The 19,844-nt window shown below is 62.9% G+C and carries 18 protein-coding genes; all 18 read left to right on the top strand.

Features of this window, described 5'->3' with window-relative positions; genetic code table 11:
* The first annotated feature begins 177 nt into the window (after nucleotides 1–177).
* A complete protein-coding gene (locus tag GZ092_RS20070; RefSeq protein WP_293639003.1) occupies nucleotides 178–1,617 on the top strand; it encodes an NAD-dependent succinate-semialdehyde dehydrogenase in 1,440 nt (479 codons plus the stop codon).
* Between the two features lie 847 nt (nucleotides 1,618–2,464).
* A complete protein-coding gene (locus tag GZ092_RS20075) occupies nucleotides 2,465–3,037 on the top strand; it encodes a nuclear transport factor 2 family protein (protein ID WP_293639005.1) in 573 nt (190 codons plus the stop codon).
* 201 nt (nucleotides 3,038–3,238) lie between these two features.
* Complete coding sequence (locus tag GZ092_RS20080) at nucleotides 3,239–4,042, top strand: GntR family transcriptional regulator (RefSeq protein WP_293639007.1); 804 nt, start codon at nucleotides 3,239–3,241, stop codon at nucleotides 4,040–4,042.
* A 49-nt stretch (nucleotides 4,043–4,091) separates the two neighbouring features.
* On the top strand, nucleotides 4,092–5,294 hold the full coding sequence (locus GZ092_RS20085; protein ID WP_293639009.1) for an ABC transporter substrate-binding protein: 1,203 nt from the start codon (nucleotides 4,092–4,094) through the stop codon (nucleotides 5,292–5,294).
* A gap of 97 nt (nucleotides 5,295–5,391) precedes the next feature.
* The gene (locus tag GZ092_RS20090) at nucleotides 5,392–6,264 is read left to right on the top strand and encodes a branched-chain amino acid ABC transporter permease (protein WP_293639010.1); all 873 of its coding nucleotides are present in this window, start codon (nucleotides 5,392–5,394) and stop codon (nucleotides 6,262–6,264) included.
* Nucleotides 6,261–7,232: a branched-chain amino acid ABC transporter permease gene (locus tag GZ092_RS20095; RefSeq protein ID WP_293639011.1), complete on the top strand. Its 972-nt coding sequence runs from the start codon at nucleotides 6,261–6,263 to the stop codon at nucleotides 7,230–7,232. Before GZ092_RS20090 ends, GZ092_RS20095 begins: the two co-directional genes overlap by 4 nt.
* A complete protein-coding gene (locus GZ092_RS20100; RefSeq protein ID WP_293639012.1) occupies nucleotides 7,222–7,986 on the top strand; it encodes an ABC transporter ATP-binding protein in 765 nt (254 codons plus the stop codon). The genes GZ092_RS20095 and GZ092_RS20100 overlap by 11 nt, the downstream gene beginning before the upstream one ends.
* Nucleotides 7,983–8,717: an ABC transporter ATP-binding protein gene (locus tag GZ092_RS20105; protein ID WP_293639023.1), complete on the top strand. Its 735-nt coding sequence runs from the start codon at nucleotides 7,983–7,985 to the stop codon at nucleotides 8,715–8,717. The genes GZ092_RS20100 and GZ092_RS20105 overlap by 4 nt, the downstream gene beginning before the upstream one ends.
* A 38-nt stretch (nucleotides 8,718–8,755) precedes the next feature.
* Nucleotides 8,756–9,718 carry a tripartite tricarboxylate transporter substrate binding protein gene (locus GZ092_RS20110; RefSeq protein ID WP_293639024.1) on the top strand — a complete coding sequence of 321 codons (963 nt, stop codon included), beginning with the start codon at nucleotides 8,756–8,758 and terminating at the stop codon, nucleotides 9,716–9,718.
* The gene (locus tag GZ092_RS20115) at nucleotides 9,715–10,992 is read left to right on the top strand and encodes a 3-isopropylmalate dehydratase large subunit (RefSeq protein ID WP_293639025.1); all 1,278 of its coding nucleotides are present in this window, start codon (nucleotides 9,715–9,717) and stop codon (nucleotides 10,990–10,992) included. The genes GZ092_RS20110 and GZ092_RS20115 overlap by 4 nt, the downstream gene beginning before the upstream one ends.
* Nucleotides 10,989–11,489, top strand: coding sequence for a 3-isopropylmalate dehydratase (locus GZ092_RS20120; protein ID WP_293639026.1), 501 nt, complete (start codon nucleotides 10,989–10,991; stop codon nucleotides 11,487–11,489). The genes GZ092_RS20115 and GZ092_RS20120 overlap by 4 nt, the downstream gene beginning before the upstream one ends.
* Nucleotides 11,482–13,197 (top strand): hydantoinase B/oxoprolinase family protein, encoded by a 1,716-nt coding sequence (locus tag GZ092_RS20125; RefSeq protein ID WP_293639028.1) that lies wholly within the window; start codon nucleotides 11,482–11,484, stop codon nucleotides 13,195–13,197. The genes GZ092_RS20120 and GZ092_RS20125 overlap by 8 nt, the downstream gene beginning before the upstream one ends.
* Nucleotides 13,194–15,236 (top strand): hydantoinase/oxoprolinase family protein, encoded by a 2,043-nt coding sequence (locus tag GZ092_RS20130; RefSeq protein ID WP_293639029.1) that lies wholly within the window; start codon nucleotides 13,194–13,196, stop codon nucleotides 15,234–15,236. Before GZ092_RS20125 ends, GZ092_RS20130 begins: the two co-directional genes overlap by 4 nt.
* Nucleotides 15,233–15,859, top strand: a complete 627-nt coding sequence (locus GZ092_RS20135; RefSeq protein ID WP_293639031.1) for an isochorismatase family cysteine hydrolase — start codon at nucleotides 15,233–15,235, stop codon at nucleotides 15,857–15,859. Before GZ092_RS20130 ends, GZ092_RS20135 begins: the two co-directional genes overlap by 4 nt.
* On the top strand, nucleotides 15,856–17,295 hold the full coding sequence (locus GZ092_RS20140; RefSeq protein WP_293639033.1) for an FAD-dependent oxidoreductase: 1,440 nt from the start codon (nucleotides 15,856–15,858) through the stop codon (nucleotides 17,293–17,295). The genes GZ092_RS20135 and GZ092_RS20140 overlap by 4 nt, the downstream gene beginning before the upstream one ends.
* A gap of 44 nt (nucleotides 17,296–17,339) precedes the next feature.
* Nucleotides 17,340–18,212: an isocitrate lyase/phosphoenolpyruvate mutase family protein gene (locus GZ092_RS20145; RefSeq protein ID WP_293639034.1), complete on the top strand. Its 873-nt coding sequence runs from the start codon at nucleotides 17,340–17,342 to the stop codon at nucleotides 18,210–18,212.
* Between the two features lie 726 nt (nucleotides 18,213–18,938).
* On the top strand, nucleotides 18,939–19,481 hold the full coding sequence (locus GZ092_RS20150) for an antitoxin Xre/MbcA/ParS toxin-binding domain-containing protein (RefSeq protein WP_293639035.1): 543 nt from the start codon (nucleotides 18,939–18,941) through the stop codon (nucleotides 19,479–19,481).
* 38 nt (nucleotides 19,482–19,519) lie between these two features.
* On the top strand, nucleotides 19,520–19,844 hold a 325-nt coding region (locus GZ092_RS20155; RefSeq protein ID WP_293639036.1), incomplete at its 3' end, for an RES family NAD+ phosphorylase.

Here is a 19,844-nt window from a genome sequence, read left to right on the forward strand (position 1 = left end):
GCTTTGGCGTTCAAAAAGCGTGCGGCACTCATCTGAAGCTTTCCCCCCCCGGATGGCACAACTTCAGCGCATCAAACTTTCCGAACACGGCCTAAAGCAATCGCCTCGCCCGCTAATCCCTATGACACGACAATAGCAAGCAACATAGACAACAACCCCTGGCAAGAGAGACTTCCCATGACCTATCCCGACACCCAGCTTTTTATCAACGGCGCCTGGCTGGACGCCGGCGACGGCCGAACGCTGGCAGTGCTCAACCCGGCCACTGGCCAGGAGATTGGCCGCGTGGCGCATGCCGGCAAGGCCGAGTTGGACCAGGCGCTGCACGCCGCGCAAAAAGGCTTCGAGACCTGGCGCGACATGAGTCCAGCCGAGCGCAGCAAGATCATGCGCAGGGCGGCTGGCCTGATGCGCGAACGTGCGGATGACATTTCGCAAGTGCTGACGCAGGAGCAGGGCAAGCCGCTGATCGAGGCCAAGGGCGAGGCCATGGCGGCTGCCGACCTGATCGAGTGGTTTGCCGAAGAGGGTTTTCGCGTCTACGGACGCATCGTGCCTTCGCGCACCAGCCTTGCCATGCGCCAGATGGTGCTCAAAGACCCGGTCGGACCCGTCGCCGCCTTCACGCCGTGGAATTTTCCGATCAACCAGGTGGTGCGCAAGATCGGCCCAGCGCTGGCGGCCGGCTGCTCGGTTCTGGTCAAGGCGGCCGAGGAAACCCCGGCCGCGCCGGCAGCGCTGATCCGCGCGTTTGCCGACGCCGGCCTTCCGCCCGGCGTGCTGGGCCTGGTCTATGGACATCCGGCCGAGATTTCGAGCTACCTGATTGCGCACCCGGTGATACGCAAGATCACTTTTACGGGCTCCACGCCGGTGGGCAAGCAACTGGCCGCGATGGCAGGCCAGCACATGAAGCGCTGCACCATGGAGCTCGGTGGCCATGCGCCCGTGATCGTGGCCGAGGACGCTGATGTGGCGCTGGCCGTCAAGACCGCAGGCGGCGCCAAGTTCCGCAATGCCGGTCAGGTGTGCATTTCGCCCACACGTTTTCTCGTGCACGAAAGCCTTGTCAAGCCGTTCGCTGTAGCCATGGTTGCGCACGCCAAGGGCTTGAACGTCGGTGACGGCCTGAGCGAAGGCACCCAGATGGGGCCGCTGGCCAACGCACGCAGAATCACCGCGATGGCCGAGTTCACCCAGGATGCGGTCGAGCGTGGCGCCACGCTTCTGGCCGGTGGCATGCGCATTGGTGAATCGGGCAATTTCTGGCAGCCTACCGTGCTGGCCGACGTGCCGCAGGGTGCCAGGATACTTAACGATGAACCCTTTGGCCCGGTGGCGGCCATCCAGAGCTTCAATACGCTGGAGGAAGCTATTGCAGAGGCGAACCGTCTGCCGTTCGGCCTGGCCGGCTATGCCTTCACGCGCTCGCTGAAGAACGCCGATCTACTGGCACGCCGCGTCGAAGTCGGCATGCTGTGGATCAATATGCCCGCCATGCCTTCGGCCGAGATGCCCTTCGGCGGCATCAAGGACTCGGGCTACGGCTCCGAAGGCGGACCCGAAGCGCTGGAGGCCTATCTCAACGTGCGCTCGGTGGCGGTGATGAACGTCTGAGTTTGCCCAGGGCGATACCGTTCATGCTGACGAGAGGTTTTTTGAGGGTCGTAGCAATCGATGCTTGAGAATGACTGTATGGGTGCGGTTCAAAAAGTAACGTTTTTGGACAACACGAACCCTGTGAATTTTGGCTGATTTATCTGCGACTCGACCAATGGCCAACCGAGAAATGATCACGCCATTTTGAGCCACGCCGCAGTCAGCACGCCTGAATTCAATTGTTCAAGTTATTTTTCTCAATGTCGTCGAGCAGTGCGTCAGAGCCGGATCGACCCTGTGAGCCAAGGCAAAAAATCAATTACCCAGTTCTACGGCCAGATGCTATTTTCTCCACAGCGCAGCGCTTGGTCCTTACCTAAAGTGTATTGACCGGTTGAAATGGTTCAGCCGCGTGACCCAAGGAATGCAGATGCCTTAAAACACCAAAGACACCCAAGGCGGAAAAGATCATTCACTCAGGAAAACTTCAGCCACCGGAACGCATAAGCACGGCGATAAAAAGACTACACCTTGAGGCAGATTGGCTAATTTTCAGTAGTTAACCTCTGATTTTTATCCGCAGTTCACTGCATTGCCAAAGCCCGCCACGTGCGGGTTTTTTGCTGTCTTCAAACCAATGATCAAGAAGCAAAGTCAACATCGGGGCAACATCCCCCGGTTGCAGTTGCAATCGAAGACCACTTAAACTGATTGAAAAATGGTCTTGACTCTGGGGTCCACTTTGAAGAGCAAATTCTTGGCGAATCAGAACGGCGACCGGGATCGAGCATGGTTGCGTTTCAATTCCAGACTCGATTGACTGCAGGCAGCATCGCAGGCTTTCTCAACAAACAAGGACAGCTCCATGCCCGTCATCTCCATCACCCTGTTGCCTGGTTACTCCACAGAAGCGGAGGCAAAAATAGTGGGCCGTGTGGCTCAAGCGGTACGGTCGGTGATTGCGGCGCCTGCAGCCGGCACCATCGCATTTGTCAGCCATGCAAACACCTACCAGCGAGATGGCAAGGTGCTTTCCGCAGGCAATGCAGAACGTGTCGATGCCGTAGAACTGGTGCGACGCTTTCTTGATTGCATGCAGGAACGCAATCTGGACAGTGCAGCCGCCTTGCTTGCACCGGGTTTCACGATGCGTTTTCCCGGCAGTCAGGTGTTGCACCGGCTGGAAGAACTGGTCGAATTTTCGCGTGGGCGTTACAGGAATGTGGCCAAGACCTATGACCGATTTGACCCAAGCTGGACCGATGATGGCGCTATCGTTTATTGCTTCGGAACCTTGTATGGTCATTGGCTTGATGGCTTGGCGTTCGAGGGTATTCGTTTTATCGACCGGTTTGAAGTGACCGACGGCATGATCAGCCGCCAGGATGTCTGGAACGACTTGGCCCTGCACCTGTCAGCAGTTGCCCACATTGACTGAGGCAGTCTGCAGCCGTCAGCGACGGCGCGGCAGCTTGGACAGGCGCACACCGCTGGTGATCTTGAAATGCGAGTCCCGTGATCGACCTGGACTGATGCCCTTGAGGGGGTAGAGACAAAACCTGGGACAAACCCTTGGATACTTGTTTTTCTTTAAATGTCTTATTGACAGGACATTAGAACTGTTTTTAAGATGAATCCCATGCGCTCAACAAACCTGCCTCTGCCCAAGTACCACCAGATTTATCTGGTGCTGCGAGAGCAGTTGCAAGAGGGTCGCTTTGACGCCGGCCTGCCTGGTGAACTGACACTGATGCAGCAATTTTCCGTCGCCCGTGTGACGGTCAGGCGTGCCCTGGAGTTGCTGCAATGCGAAGGCATGATTTCGCGCGAGCCGGGGCGTGGAACCCGCCGGGTGCAGCCGCAGGTGGATGCCCAAAGCAGCTCAGCGCGTGACGGGCAGGTCAGTCGGGCACAGCTGACAGGCCTGTTGGAAAACCTGGTCAGCATGGGTCTTCAAACCTCGGTCAAGGTGCTGGATGTAGAGACCGTTGCGGCTTCTCCTGCTGTGGCGGCGGCCTTGCTGATTGGCGTGGGTGACACGGTACAAAAAGCGGTTCGTGTGCGCAGTACGCAAGAAGGCCCCTTGTCCCACATCACCACCTATGTTCCCGGCGATATCGCCCGGCAGTTCGGTAAACGCGAACTTGCCCAAAAGCCCATCCTGGTGCTTCTCGAGGAGTCGGGGGTGAAGGTGGGCCGTGCCAGCCAAACCATCTCTGCGAAGCTGGCCGATGCCGTGGTTGCAAAACACCTGGACATTGCGGTAGGTTCTGCCTTGCTGGCGGTGCGACGCCTTATTTACGACGACCAGGAGCGTCCGGTGCAGTGGCTTCATGGCCTGTATCGCCCGGATCGCTACGAGTACCAGATGCAGCTGTCTCGCGTGGGCAGCATTGATGCCAAGGTATGGGTCAGCAAAGAGCTGTCTGCGCAGTTTCACTGAAGATTTGAAATTTTTTGCACTCTCTAAAATCATCGCCAGGAGATAACCCATGACCACCCGTCGCCATTTCATGTCCCAATCGGCCGCCGCTGCGTCTGCACTTGCGTTCCCCCTTGTGGCCGGGGCGCAGCCCAAAACCATCAAGGTCGGGGTGCTGCATCCTGTGACCGGCGCATTGGCCTACTCTGGGCAGCAGTGCCGGGAAGGCGCGCTGATGGCCATTGAAGACATCAACAAGGCGGGCGGCATCAAGTCGCTGGGCGGCGCCAGGATCGAGGCGCTCCTGGGTGATGCCCAGTCGCAGCCCCAGGCCGGTGTTGCGGAAGTGGAGAAGATGAACGAGGCCGGTGTGTGCGCTGTGGTTGGGGCGTTTGCCTCGGCCATTTGCCTGGCCACCACGCAGGCGGCTGCCAAGTACAACCTGCCTCACATCGTGGATGTGGGCGTGGCCGACCAGATCGTGGAGCGGGGCTTGAAAAACACCTTCCGTTTTGCACCCGGTTATAAAAAGGTGGCGGAAACTGCCATTTCCAATCTGCACGTGCTCAACACCGCAGCAGGCAAACCGGCCAAGACGGTGATGATCATTCATGAAGAGTCGCTGTTTGGCAGTGGCACGGCGCAGCTGCTGGCGCGTGAGTTGCCAGGCTTTGGCTATGAGGTCAAGGAAATCGTCAAACATGCCAACCCGACGCGCGACTTCAACAACATCGTGCTGCGCATGAAGGCAGTCAACCCAGACATTGTCATTCCAGCCAACTACTACAACGAATACGCGCTTCTGGTACGCACCATGCAGCAGCAAAAAGTCACGCCCAAGGCCATCTACTCCGTGCTGGGCGGTGCGGCATCGAGCTACAAGTTCCTCAAGGAGTTTCCGGAAGCCGCCAACGGCATCATTGACTGCAACCACTGGTTCAACCCCAAGGACCCGCGTGCGCAGGCGCTCAAGAAACGCGTGGAGGCCAAAGGCCTGTATTTCAGCTATGAACTGTTCCTGACTTACTCGGCGATGTGGCTGCTGGCTGATGCGCTGGAGCGGGCCAAGTCCACCGACCGCGCCGCCATCATTGATTCGCTGGAAAAGAGCACCTTCGCAAACCACTTCATGCCTTACGGCCCCACCAAGTTTGTCAATGGCCAAAACCAGGGCGCGCAGCCACTCATGGTCCAGGTACTCGACAAGGACATCAAGGTCATCATCCCGCGCGAATACCGCCAGGCTGATCCGCTCTTTCCGCTGAAGGCCTGATACCACCTAATTTCGGTTACCCAGGCAGGAGCAGCAAAAGCATCCAGGAATTGGTTGCTTTGGCTGCAATAGTGCCTGAAATCCGGACCACCCACCCATGTTCGAGTTCAGCATCCTCTTCCCCTCCATCCTGAACGGCCTGACGACCGGCGCGGTCTATGCCCTGATCGCGCTCGGCCTGACGCTGATTTACGGTGTGCTGCACATCATTAATTTTGCGCATGGCGCATCGTTGATGCTGGCGCTGTATGCCGTTTATCTGCTCAAGCAGCACCTGGGAATCGATCCCTACCTGGCGCTGCCCATCGTGGTGCCGGGCATGTTTGCATTGGGATACGGCCTTCAGCGCCTGATCATCAACCGGGCCAGCCATGGCAAGGACGAGAACATCTTGCTGGTCACGCTGGGTATTTCCATCGTGATGGAAAACCTGGCGCTGCTTTTTTTCAAGTCCGACACGCGCACCATCGACACGGCCTACACCTTGAGCACCGTAGCCATAGGCCCGGCCATGATCGCGCTGCCAAAGCTCGTGGCTTTTGCCGGGGCGTTGGTGGTCTCTAGTATCTTGCTCTGGATTGTCGGCAAGACAGACCTTGGCCGCGCCATCCGCGCCGTGGCACGTGAAAAGCACGGCGCCAAACTGATGGGTATCAATGTGGATCACGTGTACGCCATGAGCTTTGGCATCGGCCTGGCATGCCTGGGCGCCGCTGCCTGTTTCCTGCTGCCCGCTTATTACGTGAATCCACAGGTGGGCAGCGGCTTTGTACTGGTGGCCTTCACCATTGTGGTGCTGGGCGGCATGGGCAGCTTTACCGGTGCACTGGTGGGCGGTTTGCTGGTGGGGGTGGTGGAGTCACTGGGCGGCTTGTTTCTGGGTGAATCGCTGGGACAGATAGGCATTTTTGTCATCTTCATCACCGTGTTGCTATTTCGCCCGCAGGGTCTTTTTGGAGCCAGGTCGTGAAGCAGCTTTTGATTATTTTCCTGTTTGCCGCCAGCGTTGCTACAGTGACCGGATTTTCAGACTCGGGCGTTCTGCTCAACTTTGTGATGATGGCGCTCTATGCTGCATTGCTGGCGCAGGCCTGGAATATTCTGGGTGGCTTTGGCGGCCAGTTCTCGTTCGGCCATGCGCTTTTCTTTGGTACGGGCGCCTATATCCAGGTGATTGCGCAGGTCCAGGGTGGCATCAACCCCTGGGTGGCGTTGCCCATGGCGGTGACGGGCAGTGCGCTGGTGGGCCTTTTTGTGGGCGGTCTGTCATTCCGGTACGGGCTCAAGGGTTCGTACTTCGCGCTCGTGACGCTGGCGTTTGCCGAGGTGTTTCGCATCCTGGCGCTGTCAGTACCCTTCACCGGCGCAGGCGTGGGCCTGATGCTGCCGCTCAATGAGTCGTTGGCCAACATGCAGTTTGGTTCGCGCAAAGGGTATGTCTTTTTGATCCTGGCGCTGGTGACGCTGGCGCTGCTGGTCAGCTGGTGGCTTCGCAACTCGCGCTTTGGCGCTTGGCTGCAGGCCGTGCGCGACAACGAGGATGCTGCTCGTGCCATTGGCGTGAATCCGTTCAACGTGAAGATGGGGGCGATTGCACTCTCGGGCGGCTTCATGGGGGCGGCCGGCGCGTTTTATGTGCAGGTGTTTCAGTACATAGACCCCGCCATCGGCTACGGCTCCATGACATCGGTCGAAGCCCTGGTGGCGGCCATCGTGGGGGGCATCGGCACGGTGTGGGGCCCGGTCCTGGGGGCGGTGGTGCTGCATGTGCTGGCGGATGTGACACGCAATCTCTTTGGACAGTTGCCCGGCATCAGCCTGGTGATTTACGGCACGGTGCTGGTGCTGATCGTGATGTTTTTGCCGCGCGGCATTGCCGGCATCGGGCAATCGGTGGTGAGTTTGTGGAAGCGCTCAGGGGGCCGCGATGGCGAATGATCTGTTGTTGCTGCAGGATTTGAGCAAGTCGTTCGGCGGTCTCAAGGCCGTGCAGGGCGTTAGTCTGGCGGTGCCAGAGGGTTCGCTCACGGCATTGATTGGCCCCAACGGCGCTGGCAAGACTACGCTGTTTGCGCTGATGTCGGGGTTTATCCGGCCCGACACCGGCACCGTGCGCTTTGCCGGTCACGACATTACCGGCCAGGCGCCGCATTTGAACGCCCGGCTGGGCATGACGCGCACCTTCCAGATCGTTCAGCCTTTTGCGGCCCAGACCGTTCGCGAGAACATTGCCGTCGGTGCGCACTTGAAAGAGCCCAACCGCCGTGCAGCATTGGCGCTGGCTGCCGATGTGGCGGCCCGTGTGGGACTGGCTTCACAGCTTGACAAGCCGGCCGCCGACCTCACCGTGGCAGGCCGCAAGCGGCTGGAACTGGCCCGCGCGCTGGCCACGCAGCCGCGCCTGCTGTTGCTCGACGAAGTGCTGGCCGGCCTGAACCCGCAGGAGATTGCCGAGATGATTCCCGTGGTGCGAGGCATTGCCGATGGCGGGGTCACCGTGCTCATGATCGAGCACGTCATGCAGGCCGTGATGAACCTGGCCCAATACGTCTGGGTGCTGGCCCAGGGCCAGCTGATTGCCCAGGGCAGCCCGGCGCATGTCACGGCCAACGAGCAGGTCATAGAGGCCTATCTGGGTCATGGCACGGCTGCCCGCTTGCGCGCTGCTGCCCACAAGGGAGTTCCAGCATGAATACCCATGCCCCAATCCATGCAGAACCGCTGCTCGGCATCAAAGGGCTGCGGGGTGGCTATGGCCGCGTGGAGGTGTTGCGCGGTGTTGACCTGCAGGTCAACCCCGGGGAAACCGTGGCGCTGCTGGGCAGCAACGGCGCAGGCAAATCCACCCTGAACAATGTCATGTGCGGCATCTACCGGGCATGGGCGGGCCAGGTGCTGTTTGACGGTGCCGACCTGAGCGGTGCGCACTACACCGAGGTCGTCAAGGCCGGATTGATCCAGGTGCCGGAAGGCCGCAAGATTTTCCCCAACCTGAGCGTGACCGAAAACCTCGCGCTGGGCAGTTTTGTTCGCGCCCGTGAGCGCCGCGCAGAAAACATAGACAAGGTGTTTATGACTTTTCCCAGACTTAGGGAACGGGCCGGGCAGCTGGCAGGCACCATGAGCGGCGGCGAGCAGCAAATGCTGGCCATTGGCCGCGGCCTCATGGCCGAGCCGCGCCTGTTGATTCTCGATGAACCTTCGCTGGGCCTGTCGCCCCTGCTTGTTGAGGAGCTGTTCAGCCTGATCCAGCAGTTGAGCAGCACCGGTCTGGCGGTGCTGCTGGTCGAGCAGAACGTGGGACAGTCGCTTGAGGTGGCCGACCGCGCGTATGTGATGGAAAACGGGAGCATCCGATTTTCAGGCTCTCCCGATGAACTGATGGGCAGCGACGAGCTGCGCCAGGCGTATCTGGGCCTGTAGGGAATTGCACACGCCCGGGACATTTTGGAGACTACCGCATGATTCAACGACGCAAACTTTTGCTGGCCATCGCTCCGCTGTCCAGCGCTTTGCCGGGCGCGCCCGCGCTGGCCCAAAACACCCCCGTACGCCTGTTGGTTGGCGCACCGCCTGGCGGTTCCACCGATACCCTGGCACGAACCCTGGCGACGGAGATGGGCCGGCTGCTGGGGCGCATCGTGTTGGTCGAAAATCGCGCCGGTGCCGGGGGCAATATTGCGGCAGAAGCGGTTGCCAAAGCCAGTCCTGACGGCAACACACTGCTCATGAGCTTCACCAGCCATGCCATCAATGCCAGTCTGTACCCCTCGCTTCCGTTTGATCCCGTCAAGGACTTCACGCCGCTCACTTGCGTAGCGACGTCGCCTTCCATTTTGGTGGCCAACCCTGCCTTGCCTGTCAAAGATGTTCGCGAACTCATTGCGCTGGCCAAGGCCAAACCGGGCAAGCTCAATCTGGCAATTGGTGCCATCGGGTCATCGCTGCACCTGGCCGGCGATGCTTTCAAGATGCAGTCGGGCACTTACATCGTGAACATTCCCTACCGGGGCACGGCCCCTGCGCTGCAGGATGTGCTGGCAGGACAGGTGGATCTGATGTTTGCCGCCATTGGCAACGCCCAGGCGCACATTCGTGCGGGCAAGCTCAAGGCCCTGGGGGTGACAAGCCTGAAGCGGCTGGCGGCCTTCCCTGATGTGCCCGCGATTGCCGAAGTGCTGCCCGGTTATGAGTCCAGCGCCTGGTTTGGTCTGTTCGGCCCCGGCCAGATGGACCCGGCGCTGGCACGCCGCTTCAGCGACGCGGCCCGTCAGGCGATTGGCTCGCCGGAGGTGCGCAGGCGCCTTGAAATGGAGGGTGCCGTGCCTGTGGGCAACAGCCCTGAAGAATTTGCCCGCTTCGTGCAGGCCGAGATCACGCGCTGGGCCAGAGTGGTCAAATTTTCCGGAGCCAAGCCGGAATGAGCCTGCACCCCAGCACCCTGGCGCAAAAACTGGTGGCGCGCGCAAGCGGCCGCGCCAGCGTGGCCCCTGGTGAGATCGTCAATTGCCGGGTCGACCTGGCAATGTTCCACGACTCGTCGGGCCCCCGGCGACTCAAACCCATGCTCGATGAACTGGGTGCCAGCATCTGGGACAAGTCGAAGGTGGTGCTGGTGATGGACCACTACCTGCCCGAGCGCGATGAAGAGTCGCGCCGCATCGTGCGCATTGCGCGGGACTGGGCGCGCGAGCAGGATCTGCCGCATGTGTATGACGGCCAGGGCATCTGCCACGTGGTGGTACCGCAGCACGGGCACATCCGCCCCGGCATGTTCTGCGTGGGCGGCGATTCGCATTCGCCGACGGGCGGTGCGTTTGGTGCCTACATGTTCGGTATTGGCAGCACCGAGATGCTGGGCGTGGTGGTGACCGGTGAAATCTGGCTGCGGGTGCCGCACACCTTGCAGATGCACTGGAACGGGCGCCTGGCCGCGGGCGTGACCGCCAAGGACATGATGCTGCACATGGTGGGGCGCTTTGGCATGAATGGCGGCCAGTACCAGGCGGTGGAATTCGTCGGTGCTGCCGTGAAGGCCCTCTCGATGCAAGAGCGCATGACCTTGTCGAACATGAGCGCCGAGCTGGGTGCGCAGGTGGGCTTGATCGCCCCTGACGACACCACGCGCTCCTGGCTGCTGGCCACCGGAGTGCCCGCCGAGGCCCTGCAGGGGCTGGATGCCTGGCAGACCGACGAGGGTGCTCCGCTCACGCGTTACGACTTCGATGCCGACACCCTGACGCCGCAGGTGGCTGCGCCCCACAGCCCCGCCAACGCGGGCCCGGTGGCCCGGCACGCGGGCACCGCCATTGACGTGGCCTACATCGGCGCCTGCACCGGCGCCAAGCTCGATGACTTGCGCGCGGTGGCCACTGTGCTGCGCGGCCGCCGCGTGGCGCCCGGCGTGCGCCTGATGGTGGCCCCGGCCAGCCAGCAAGACCAGACCGCCGCACGCGACGAAGGCGTGCTGCAGGTGCTGCAGGACGCCGGGGCTGAACTGTTCCCCACCAGCTGCGGCGCTTGCGCAGGCTATGGCGACACGGTGGGTGACAACACCACCGTCATCTCCAGCACCGCGCGCAATTTCAAGGGCCGCATGGGTTCGGCAACGGCGCAGGTGTACCTTGCGTCGCCCTACACCGTGGCGGCATCGGCCTTGCGCGGCTGCATCACCGACCCCCGGGAGTTGCTGGCATGAGTGGGCCCCACAAAGTCTGGAAGCTTGGCGCCGACATCGACACCGATGTGCTGGCGCCCGGCCATGCCATGAAGCACGGGATGGACGTGATTGCACGCCACTGTCTGGAGTCGGTACGGCCCGACTTCGTGCCAGGCGTGCAAAAAGGCGACGTGATCGTGGCCGGCCCCAACTTCGGCATCGGCTCGTCGCGCGAACAGGCGGCCGCCGTGCTGGTGCGCCTGGGCTTAGTCGCGGTGATTGCGCCCTCGTTCAGCGGTCTTTATTTTCGCAATGCCTTCAACCTGGGCCTGCTGCTGCTGACCTGCCCGCAGGCCGAAACATTGGCCGAAGGCGACCAGGTCACGCTCGACTGGCAGGCGCCAGCGGTGATTTCCCCGTCCGGCACCACGCTCGCGTGTGAGCCGATTCCCCCGTTTTTAATGGACATGGTGCGCAGCGGCGGTTTGTTGAACCAGCTGCGCAAGCGTTTTGGCAAGGAGGCTATTGATGGCTGAACAACAAGTGGCTGCACAACCGATATCTGCGCCCGCAATGGACCCCGTCACGCTGGCCGTCCTGCGCGGCAGGCTGGAGCAGGTCGCCGACGAGATGGATGCGACGCTGTACCGCAGCGCCTTCAACCCCATCATTGCCGAGGCGCATGACGCCTGTCACGGCCTGTACGACGCCGAGAGCGGCGACACGCTGGTGCAGGGCAAGTCTGGATTGCCCGTGTTTGTAGGCGCCATGGCTTTTGCCGTGCGCGCCGCCAAACGCGCGGCCGCCGAGCGCGGTGGCATTGTTGACGGCGACACTTGGCTGTTCAACGACCCCTACGAAGGCGGCACGCACGCCAACGACTTTAAGCTGGTGCGGCCTTTCTTTCGCCACGGCAAGCTGTATTGCTTTCTGGCATCGGCCGCGCATTGGCACGATGTGGGCGGCAACGTGCCCGGCAACTACAACCCGGCGGCCACCGAATGCTGGCAGGAGGCGGTGCAAATCCCGCCTGTGCGCATCGTGCGTGCCGGGGTGTTTGACGACGACGTGCTGGCCATTCTCAAAGCCAACACCCGCCTACCTGACAGCCTGTGGGGCGACCTCAATGGCCAGCTGGCCGCGCTGGACCTGGGCATGCGCCGCCTGAACGACGTGCTCGACCAATACGGCGATGCCGTGGTGCAGCAGGCGATGGGCGAGCTGCGTACCCGCGCCGTCAAGCTCATGCAGTCACACATCGCGGCGCTGCCTGACGGGTGCTACAGCTTCAGCGACATGCTGGACAACGACGGTGTCAAAGACGAGGCACTGACCATTGCCCTGGACATGACGGTCAAGGGCGATCGCCTCACACTTGATTTTTCGCGCAGCTCACCGCAGTGTGCGGGCCCGGTGAACATCTCGCGCGCCACGGCCATTGCGGCTTGCTATGTGGCGCTCAAGCACCTGTTTCCCGATGTGCCCGCCAATGCGGGGGTGCTCGATGCGGTGGACTTCGTGCTGCCCGACGGCCTGGTCATCAGCGCTGCCCGTCCGCGCCCGGTCGGTGGGTACACCGAAACCATTTTGCGCATGATCGACGTGATCTTCAGCGCTACCGCACTGGCCGACCCCAAACGCGCCATGGCCCAGGCCTACGGCACGATCAACGCCTTGTCGATTGCCGGGCACCGTACCGACGAAGCCCGCAAGGGCCAGCGCTGGGTGATGTTCAGCTTCTTCGGTGGCGGCCATGGTGGGCATTCGGATGGCGATGGCATGAGCCACGGCAACGCGCCCATCTCTACCGCCACCATCCCGCCACTTGAAATTCTGGAGGCTGCCTACCCCGTGCGCTTCACCCAATGGGCGCTGCGGCCCGATTCAGGTGGCGACGGCCAGCACCGGGGCGGGCTGGGCGCCATTTATGAGATCGAGCTGCTCGAACAGGACGCCGAGGTCTTCATCTTTGGCGAGCGCGGCAAGGCAGCGCCTCAAGGCATTTCGGGCGGTTCCGCAGGCGCACTGAACGTTTTCAGCTATGAAAATAATAGTGAGTGGAAGCAGCCACCGATGCGTTCCAAGATGATCGGCATTCGCCTCAAACACGGCGAGCGCGTGCGACTGGAAACCCCCGGTGGTGGTGGCTATGGCGCGCCGAGCGCACGGGCGGCATCGGCAAGAGACAAAGACCTGGCGCTGGGCTATGTGACCGCCTCCGCCGCACTGAAAGACAAACAATGAGCGGCAAGGCTTCCTACATCGTGGGCGTGGACGTGGGCGGCACGTTTACCGACCTGTTTGTGCTCAACGAAGCGGACGGCAGCGCGCGCATCGTCAAGGTGCCTTCCACCCGGGGCGAGGAATCGCGCGGCTTCATGAACGGCGTGGCGAAGGTGACCGACTCCGCTTCGGAAATTGCCACCGTCGTGCACGGCACCACGGTGGGCACCAATGCGCTGCTGGAGCGCAAGGTGGCCCGCACCGGCATCATCACCACGCGCGGCTTTCGCGATGTGCTGGAGATGCGCCGCCGCGACCGCCCGCAAACCTGGGGCCTGCGCGGCAGCTTCGAGCCCATCGTGCCGCGCAACCTGCGCCTGGAGGTGGACGAGCGCGTGCTGGCCGACGGCACCGTGCACACCCTGGTCGATCTGGACCAGGTCATGGTCCAGGCGCAGGCCTTGCTGGACGCGGGCTGCGAGGCCGTTTGCGTATTCTTCATCAATACCTACGCCAACCCGTCCAACGAACAGGCCGCCGTGGCCGCTGTGCGCCGCCTCTGGCCCAACCCGCATGTGACGGCCGCCAGTGAAGTGCTGCCCGAGATTCGCGAGTTTGAGCGCTGCTCCACCGCCACGCTCAACGCCGCGCTGCAACCTGTGGTGGGCAGCTACCTGGCGCGGCTCGAAGGCGACCTGCGCGCGCAGGGCTTTGCGGGCGAACTTCTCATCGTGCAGAGCAATGGCGGCGTGATGTCGCGCCAGACCGCTTGCGACGTGCCGGTGCGCACCGCGCTGTCAGGCCCGGCAGCGGGGGTGATTGCCTGCGCAGCGATTGCGCGCGCAGCGGGTTTTCCGAACGTCATCACCGGCGACATGGGCGGCACCTCGTTCGACGTGTCGCTGGTGGCCAATGGCGAGGCAGCGCTGGCGGCGCAAACGTCGATCGAGTTTGGCATGGTGGTGCGCTCGCCCATGATCCAGATCGAGACGATTGGCGCTGGCGGCGGCTCCATTGCCTCGGTGGACGCCAGCGGCATGCTGCAGGTGGGGCCCGAGTCGGCGGGCAGCATCCCCGGTCCGGCCTGCTATGGACGCGGCAACAGCCGCCCCACGGTGACCGATGCCAATGTACTGCTGGGCCGCATTGCGGCCGACCGTCCGCTGGGCGGTGGCCTGCTGGCGGCCATGGACGCCCAAAAGGCCCGGGACGCCATCTCTACCCATGTGGCCGAGCCACTGGGGCTGGATGTGATGGCCGCAGCCGAAGCGATACTGACCGTGGCCAATGCCAAGATGGCCGGCGCGGTGCGCGTGGTGTCCATCGAGCGTGGGCACGATCCGCGCCAGTTTGCCTACATGCCGTTCGGCGGCGGCGGCGGGCTGCATGTGTGCGCCATGATGCGCGAAGTCGGCGTGGGCACCGGCATCGTCCCGCGCTACCCCGGCGTCACCTCGGCCCTGGGCTGCGTGATGGCCGACATGCGCCACGATGCCGTGCAGACCCTGAACAAGACCCTTGCCGAACTGGACGTGGCCGACCTGCGCCAGCGCGTGGACACGCTGGCGGCCAGCTGCCAGCAGCGGCTGGATTCGGCGGGTGTGACGTTCGTGCAGGTGCAGGAAATCATCGCGCTTGACATGCTGTATGCCGGCCAGACCCACACCGTGCAGGTGCCGGTGTCCCCCGATGCGCTGAACCATGAAGGCATTCGCGCCGCGTTCGAGACCGCCTACCGCGCCGCTTTTGGCCGTGTGCTCGACGGCATCGCCGTGCGGGTGATGAACCTGCGCTATGCCCGCGTGGGCGTGCGTCCCAAGTTTGACCTCACGGTGCTGGCCCCTCAAACCACGGCGCAAAAACCGTCGCTCGGTGTGCAGCGTGTGTTCCATGCAGGCCAGTGGTGGGACGCCGCCCGCCACGCGCGCCTGGACCTGCCGGTGGGCGCCTGCATCGAAGGCCCGGCGATTCTGGAGCAGCCCGACACCACCGTGTGGCTGGAGCCAGGCTTCAGCGCCACGGTCGACACGCTGGGCAACCTGCTGGTGCGTGCGCTGTGAGTGCGGTCGCAGCCTTCGATCCGCGTCACACGGCGCTGGTCATCATCGACCTGCAAAACGACTTTCTGGCGGCTGATGGCGCCTATGCGCGCGGCGGTGCCGTGAGCTCTGCCGCCCAGGCGCTGCCGCCGCGCGTGGCTGTGGTGGCGCAAGCCCTCAAGTCCGCAGGCGGCATGGTGGTGGGCAGCCAGTTCACCCTGTGGCCCGATGCGCAGGGCGAACCCATGGTGTCGCTCCACCTCAAAAGCCTGCGTCCCTTCCTGCGGCGCGGTGACTTTGCCCCCGGTAGCACAGGCCAGGCGCATGTGCCCGAGATTGCGCCGTGGGTGGACGTGTCGGTGTGCAAGGTGGCGTATTCCGCGTTCTTCAACACCCAGCTCGACTGGGTGCTCCGCCGCGCGGGCATCACCACGGTGGCGGTGTGCGGCATTGTGACCAACGGCGGCGTGGTCAGCACCGTGCGCGATGCCCACATGCGCGACTACCACACGCTGGTGCTGGCCGACGGCTGTGCAGCCTTTCGCACGCAAGTGCACGACACCTCGCTGGCCGACATGGCCACGGTGGCGCAAGTGCTCAGTTGCGCCGACTTTTCCGCCGCGCTGGCGGCCCCTGCTGCATGACCGCGCCGCGCATTTGCCTGGCCGGGCAGATGCCCGGCACCACAGCCCAGGATGCGCATGTGCCGGTCGTGGTGGTTGGCGGCGGCGCCTGCGGCCTGACTGCTGCACTGATGCTGCACGATGCCGGCGTGGACTGCGCCGTGCTGGAGCGTGATGCCACGCCCACAGGCTCCACCGCACTGTCGTCGGGCTTCATCCCCGCACCGGGCACGCAGGTGCAGCGTGCGGCAGGCATTGAAGACAGCCCGGCCCGCTTTGCGGCTGACATCACCGCCAAGGCCAAGGGCAGGGCGGCGCCGCATCTGGTGGCGGCGTATGCGCAGGCCATCGGCCCGGCGCTAGATGCACTGCAAGCGCGCCACGGCCTGCAATGGCAGGTGCTCGACGGCTTTGTCTACCCCGGCCACAGCGCGCTGCGCATGCATGCCACGCCTGAAAAAACCGGCGCGGGCCTCATGGGCCGCCTGGCCAATGCGGTGGCGGCTGCCGAGGTGCCGGTGGTTCTGAGCGCCACCGTGCGCGAGCTGTGGGTGAATGACCGGCAGCGCGTGATCGGTGTGGGCTACGAGCAGCCCGGTGGCGCGATGCAATACCTGTCGTGCGACGCCGTCATCCTGGCGTGCAACGGCTTTGGCGGCAACGCCGCCATGGTGCAGGCGCTGCTGCCCGAGATGCGTGATGCGCTGTTTGCCGGCCACACCGGCAACGACGGCAGCGCCATCGCCTGGGGCCGGGCACTGGGCGCGCGCCTGGCCGATCTTGGCGGCTACCAGGGCCATGGCTCGTGGGCCATACCGCAAGGCGCCCTGATCTCCTGGGCGCTGATGATGGAAGGCGGCATTCAGCTGAACGTGCTGGGCGAACGCTTTCATGACGAAACACAGGGCTATTCGGAAGCCTCGGTGCATGTGCTGGCCCAGCCCGGCGGCGTGGCCTGGAACGTGTTTGACGAGCCGCTCCTCGCGCTGGCGCGAAGTTTCCCCGACTTTGTGGGCGCTGAAGCCGCGGGCGCGCTCAAGCGCTGCGACAGCCTGCAGGCACTGGCAGCGGTCATCGGTTGCGACGAATCAAAATTGATAGCTACCTTTCTATACATGACAAGCGGAGAAAGCCAAAAAGACGCTATAAAACGTACATTCAGCCGTCCCTTGCAGGCGCCTTTTTACGCGGTCAAAGTCACAGGCGCACTGTTCCACACCCAGGGCGGGCTCGACATTGACGCCCGGTGCCGCGTTCTGGATGCGCAAGGCCAGCCGTTTCCCAACCTGCTTGCCGCGGGCGGCGCGGCGCGCGGTGTGTCGGGCGACGCCGTCTGGGGCTATCTCTCGGGCAACGGGCTGCTTAGCGCCATCGCAGGCGGTTACATTGCCGCGCGCACGGCAGCCCGACTCACCGCCCAAACGGGCGATTTTTCTTCATCTGCATCCTTGCCCTGAGGCTGTTTCCAAAGTACAGGGCAGGGCATTCCTACTTCATGGCCATGAACACCACCTCCGAATTTGCCCAACGCCTGGCGGCCCCGCACATCATCCTGGCCCCCGGCGTGTACGACGCCCTGAGCGCCCTGGTGGCCGAACAGGCCGGGTTTGAGGCGCTTTACCTGTCTGGCGCCTCCATCGCCTACACGCGCCTGGGCCGCTCCGACGTGGGCCTGACCACCTACAGCGAAGTCGAAGATACCCTGGCCCGGATCACCGAGCGGGTGCACACCCCCGTCATCGTGGATGCCGACACCGGCTTTGGCAATGCGCTCAACACCCAGCGTACGGTGCGCGGCTTCGAGCGCGCGGGCGCGGCCATGGTGCAGATCGAGGACCAAGGCTTTCCCAAGCGCTGCGGTCACCTCGACGGAAAAACCGTGGTGCCCGTGGCCGAGATGTGCGGCAAGCTCAGGGCTGCCGTGGATGCACGCCACAGCGCCAGCACCCTGATCCTGGCCCGCACCGACGCGCTGGCCGTCGAGGGGATCGATGCCGCGTTTGACCGTGCCGAAGCCTACCTGGCCTGCGGGGTGGACGCGCTGTTCATCGAAGCCCTGCGCACCCCCGGGCAGATGGATGCGGCCTGCCAGCGCTTTGCCCACCGCATACCGCTGCTGGCCAACATGGTCGAGGGTGGAAAAACCCCGGTACAAAGCGCGCAAGAACTGCACCAGCGCGGCTTTCGCATTGCCATTTTCCCGGGCGGCACGGCCCGCGCCGTGGCGCACACTTTGCAGGCCTACTACGCCAGCCTGCACACGCACCAGACCACGGCGCCGTTCAAAAACCAGATGCTGGACTTTGATGGCCTCAACGCCCTGATCGGCACGCCTGAACTGATGGAACAGGGCCGGTGCTACGGTTCAGCCTGAAAACGGCAGATGGATGCGCCTTCCGGTAATGCGATTGAGGTGCAAGGCAAGGCCTGACTGACCTTACTCCTGGATTGCGTATCCCATCCTTGAGCTATCCTGCGATGAGCGGCATGACATTTGCGTACCAGTTGAATCCTTTTCTTGGGGCGGCGACTCAATCAACGAAACCCTGGAATCGGACAAGCTGTACGACCAACCTGCCCGGAAGATTGCACAGACGGGAAAGCCATTCGTTGTTCCCAAGGTTCGCGACCATGTCGGGAACAACGATGTGTTCGTGAACGTGTTTCCTTCAGCCATGCTGCTTGCGAAGCCTTGCTGGCGCCGGGTGACGGCGACACCGTGGCGCTGGCCGGCAGCCTCACCCCCAAGGCCTGGACAGATCTCGGGGAGGGGAGTATTACCCGGCCTGCGCTGGACCTGGTCGCCAGCCTGGTGCTCACCACTTATCATGCGACGCGCAAGCGAAAAGCGGTTGAGCCCAGGCCGCATGACGCGCCCGAACCTCAACAGGCAACCGGGCACGATGGGTCTGACGAGGGGGCCGCTGGACTTTTGAATCACACGGGGCCTTGCAGCGGCCCATATCACGTCACTCCAGTCACTTCTGCCGCAGGGCATGCCTGCCATTGGGACAAACATGGCGGATGACCGGTGGATTGACAGGCAGCAGCATCGATATTACATTTGAAATAGATTTATATTTCATTTGAGGTATTCGAAATGCTTGAACTCAAGGCCGCTGGCACTGCGCACCGATCCAAGAACCTTTTCACGGCCGAGTCTTTGGCCAACGCCTTTACCGACTGGTTGCGCAAATCCACCCTGGCGCACGTCGCGGCCAAGCCTGCCGAGTCTGTGTTCTCGGTGCATGAGACGGTGGTCAGCCTGGACGCGACGCGCGCCTCGAGACTCATCCGCACCGGGTTAAGTGCCGGCAGTGTGGACGAACTTGTTCCGCTGCTTGGTCTGTCCAGGAAGGAAGACCTGGGTCACGCGTTAAACGCCAACAGCACCAGCTTGTGGCGTTGGGCCCGGGACAACAAACCATTGCCCGGCCAGGCCGTCGAGCAAATCCTGCGCGCCATGCAGCTTCAACTGTTTGCGGCCGACGTGTTTGGCGGGGTCGAGCCGGCGAGGAAATGGCTGCACAAGCCCCATCCGATGCTCGACGACATGGCCCCCAGCGACTTTGCCGACAATGAGTTCGGCGCACAAAAGGTACGCGGCATGCTCGCTGGCCTGAAATACGGGGGCGTGGCTTGAAAGGGCCTGCCGTTTGGCGCATCTGCTTCAAGGGTGACTTGAGCCTGGAAGGACTGCCCTATGGCTCCACGCTGGGCCCGGGACGATGGCACTTGCCTCCTGCGTCCGGCTTGCCCGTGGTGTATGCGGCGTCCAGCCGCGCGCTGGCCCAACTGGAAAAGCGCGTGCATGCCAACGGCGTGGCACCGGTCAAGCAGGCGCTCATCCGGCTCGAATTGCCACTGGGCGCGGACATTCTTGATGCGCATAACGACCTGGCGCTCGAATCGCCCCGATGGCGTCTGGATGAAGGCTACACGCAAGGCGTTGGGGTGGACTGGCTCCAGTCCACCGCCAGCCTGGGTCTGTGGGTGCCCTCAGTGG

The organism is Polaromonas sp., from assembly GCF_010365105.1.
In the GTDB taxonomy this organism is placed as follows: Bacteria; Pseudomonadota; Gammaproteobacteria; order Burkholderiales; family Burkholderiaceae_C; genus Polaromonas.

Excerpts from the sequence above, each read along its gene's own strand:
- GZ092_RS20070 (WP_293639003.1), top strand. The coding sequence starts at position 178 with ATGACCTATCCCGACACCCAGCTTTTTATCAACGGCGCCTGGCTGGAC.
- GZ092_RS20075 (WP_293639005.1), top strand. The coding sequence starts at position 2,465 with ATGCCCGTCATCTCCATCACCCTGTTGCCTGGTTACTCCACAGAAGCG.
- GZ092_RS20080 (WP_293639007.1), top strand. The coding sequence starts at position 3,239 with ATGCGCTCAACAAACCTGCCTCTGCCCAAGTACCACCAGATTTATCTG.
- GZ092_RS20085 (WP_293639009.1), top strand. The coding sequence starts at position 4,092 with ATGACCACCCGTCGCCATTTCATGTCCCAATCGGCCGCCGCTGCGTCT.
- GZ092_RS20090 (WP_293639010.1), top strand. The coding sequence starts at position 5,392 with ATGTTCGAGTTCAGCATCCTCTTCCCCTCCATCCTGAACGGCCTGACG.
- GZ092_RS20100 (WP_293639012.1), top strand. The coding sequence starts at position 7,222 with ATGGCGAATGATCTGTTGTTGCTGCAGGATTTGAGCAAGTCGTTCGGC.
- GZ092_RS20105 (WP_293639023.1), top strand. The coding sequence starts at position 7,983 with ATGAATACCCATGCCCCAATCCATGCAGAACCGCTGCTCGGCATCAAA.
- GZ092_RS20110 (WP_293639024.1), top strand. The coding sequence starts at position 8,756 with ATGATTCAACGACGCAAACTTTTGCTGGCCATCGCTCCGCTGTCCAGC.
- GZ092_RS20115 (WP_293639025.1), top strand. The coding sequence starts at position 9,715 with ATGAGCCTGCACCCCAGCACCCTGGCGCAAAAACTGGTGGCGCGCGCA.
- GZ092_RS20120 (WP_293639026.1), top strand. The coding sequence starts at position 10,989 with ATGAGTGGGCCCCACAAAGTCTGGAAGCTTGGCGCCGACATCGACACC.
- GZ092_RS20125 (WP_293639028.1), top strand. The coding sequence starts at position 11,482 with ATGGCTGAACAACAAGTGGCTGCACAACCGATATCTGCGCCCGCAATG.
- GZ092_RS20130 (WP_293639029.1), top strand. The coding sequence starts at position 13,194 with ATGAGCGGCAAGGCTTCCTACATCGTGGGCGTGGACGTGGGCGGCACG.
- GZ092_RS20140 (WP_293639033.1), top strand. The coding sequence starts at position 15,856 with ATGACCGCGCCGCGCATTTGCCTGGCCGGGCAGATGCCCGGCACCACA.
- GZ092_RS20145 (WP_293639034.1), top strand. The coding sequence starts at position 17,340 with ATGAACACCACCTCCGAATTTGCCCAACGCCTGGCGGCCCCGCACATC.
- GZ092_RS20150 (WP_293639035.1), top strand. The coding sequence starts at position 18,939 with ATGCTTGAACTCAAGGCCGCTGGCACTGCGCACCGATCCAAGAACCTT.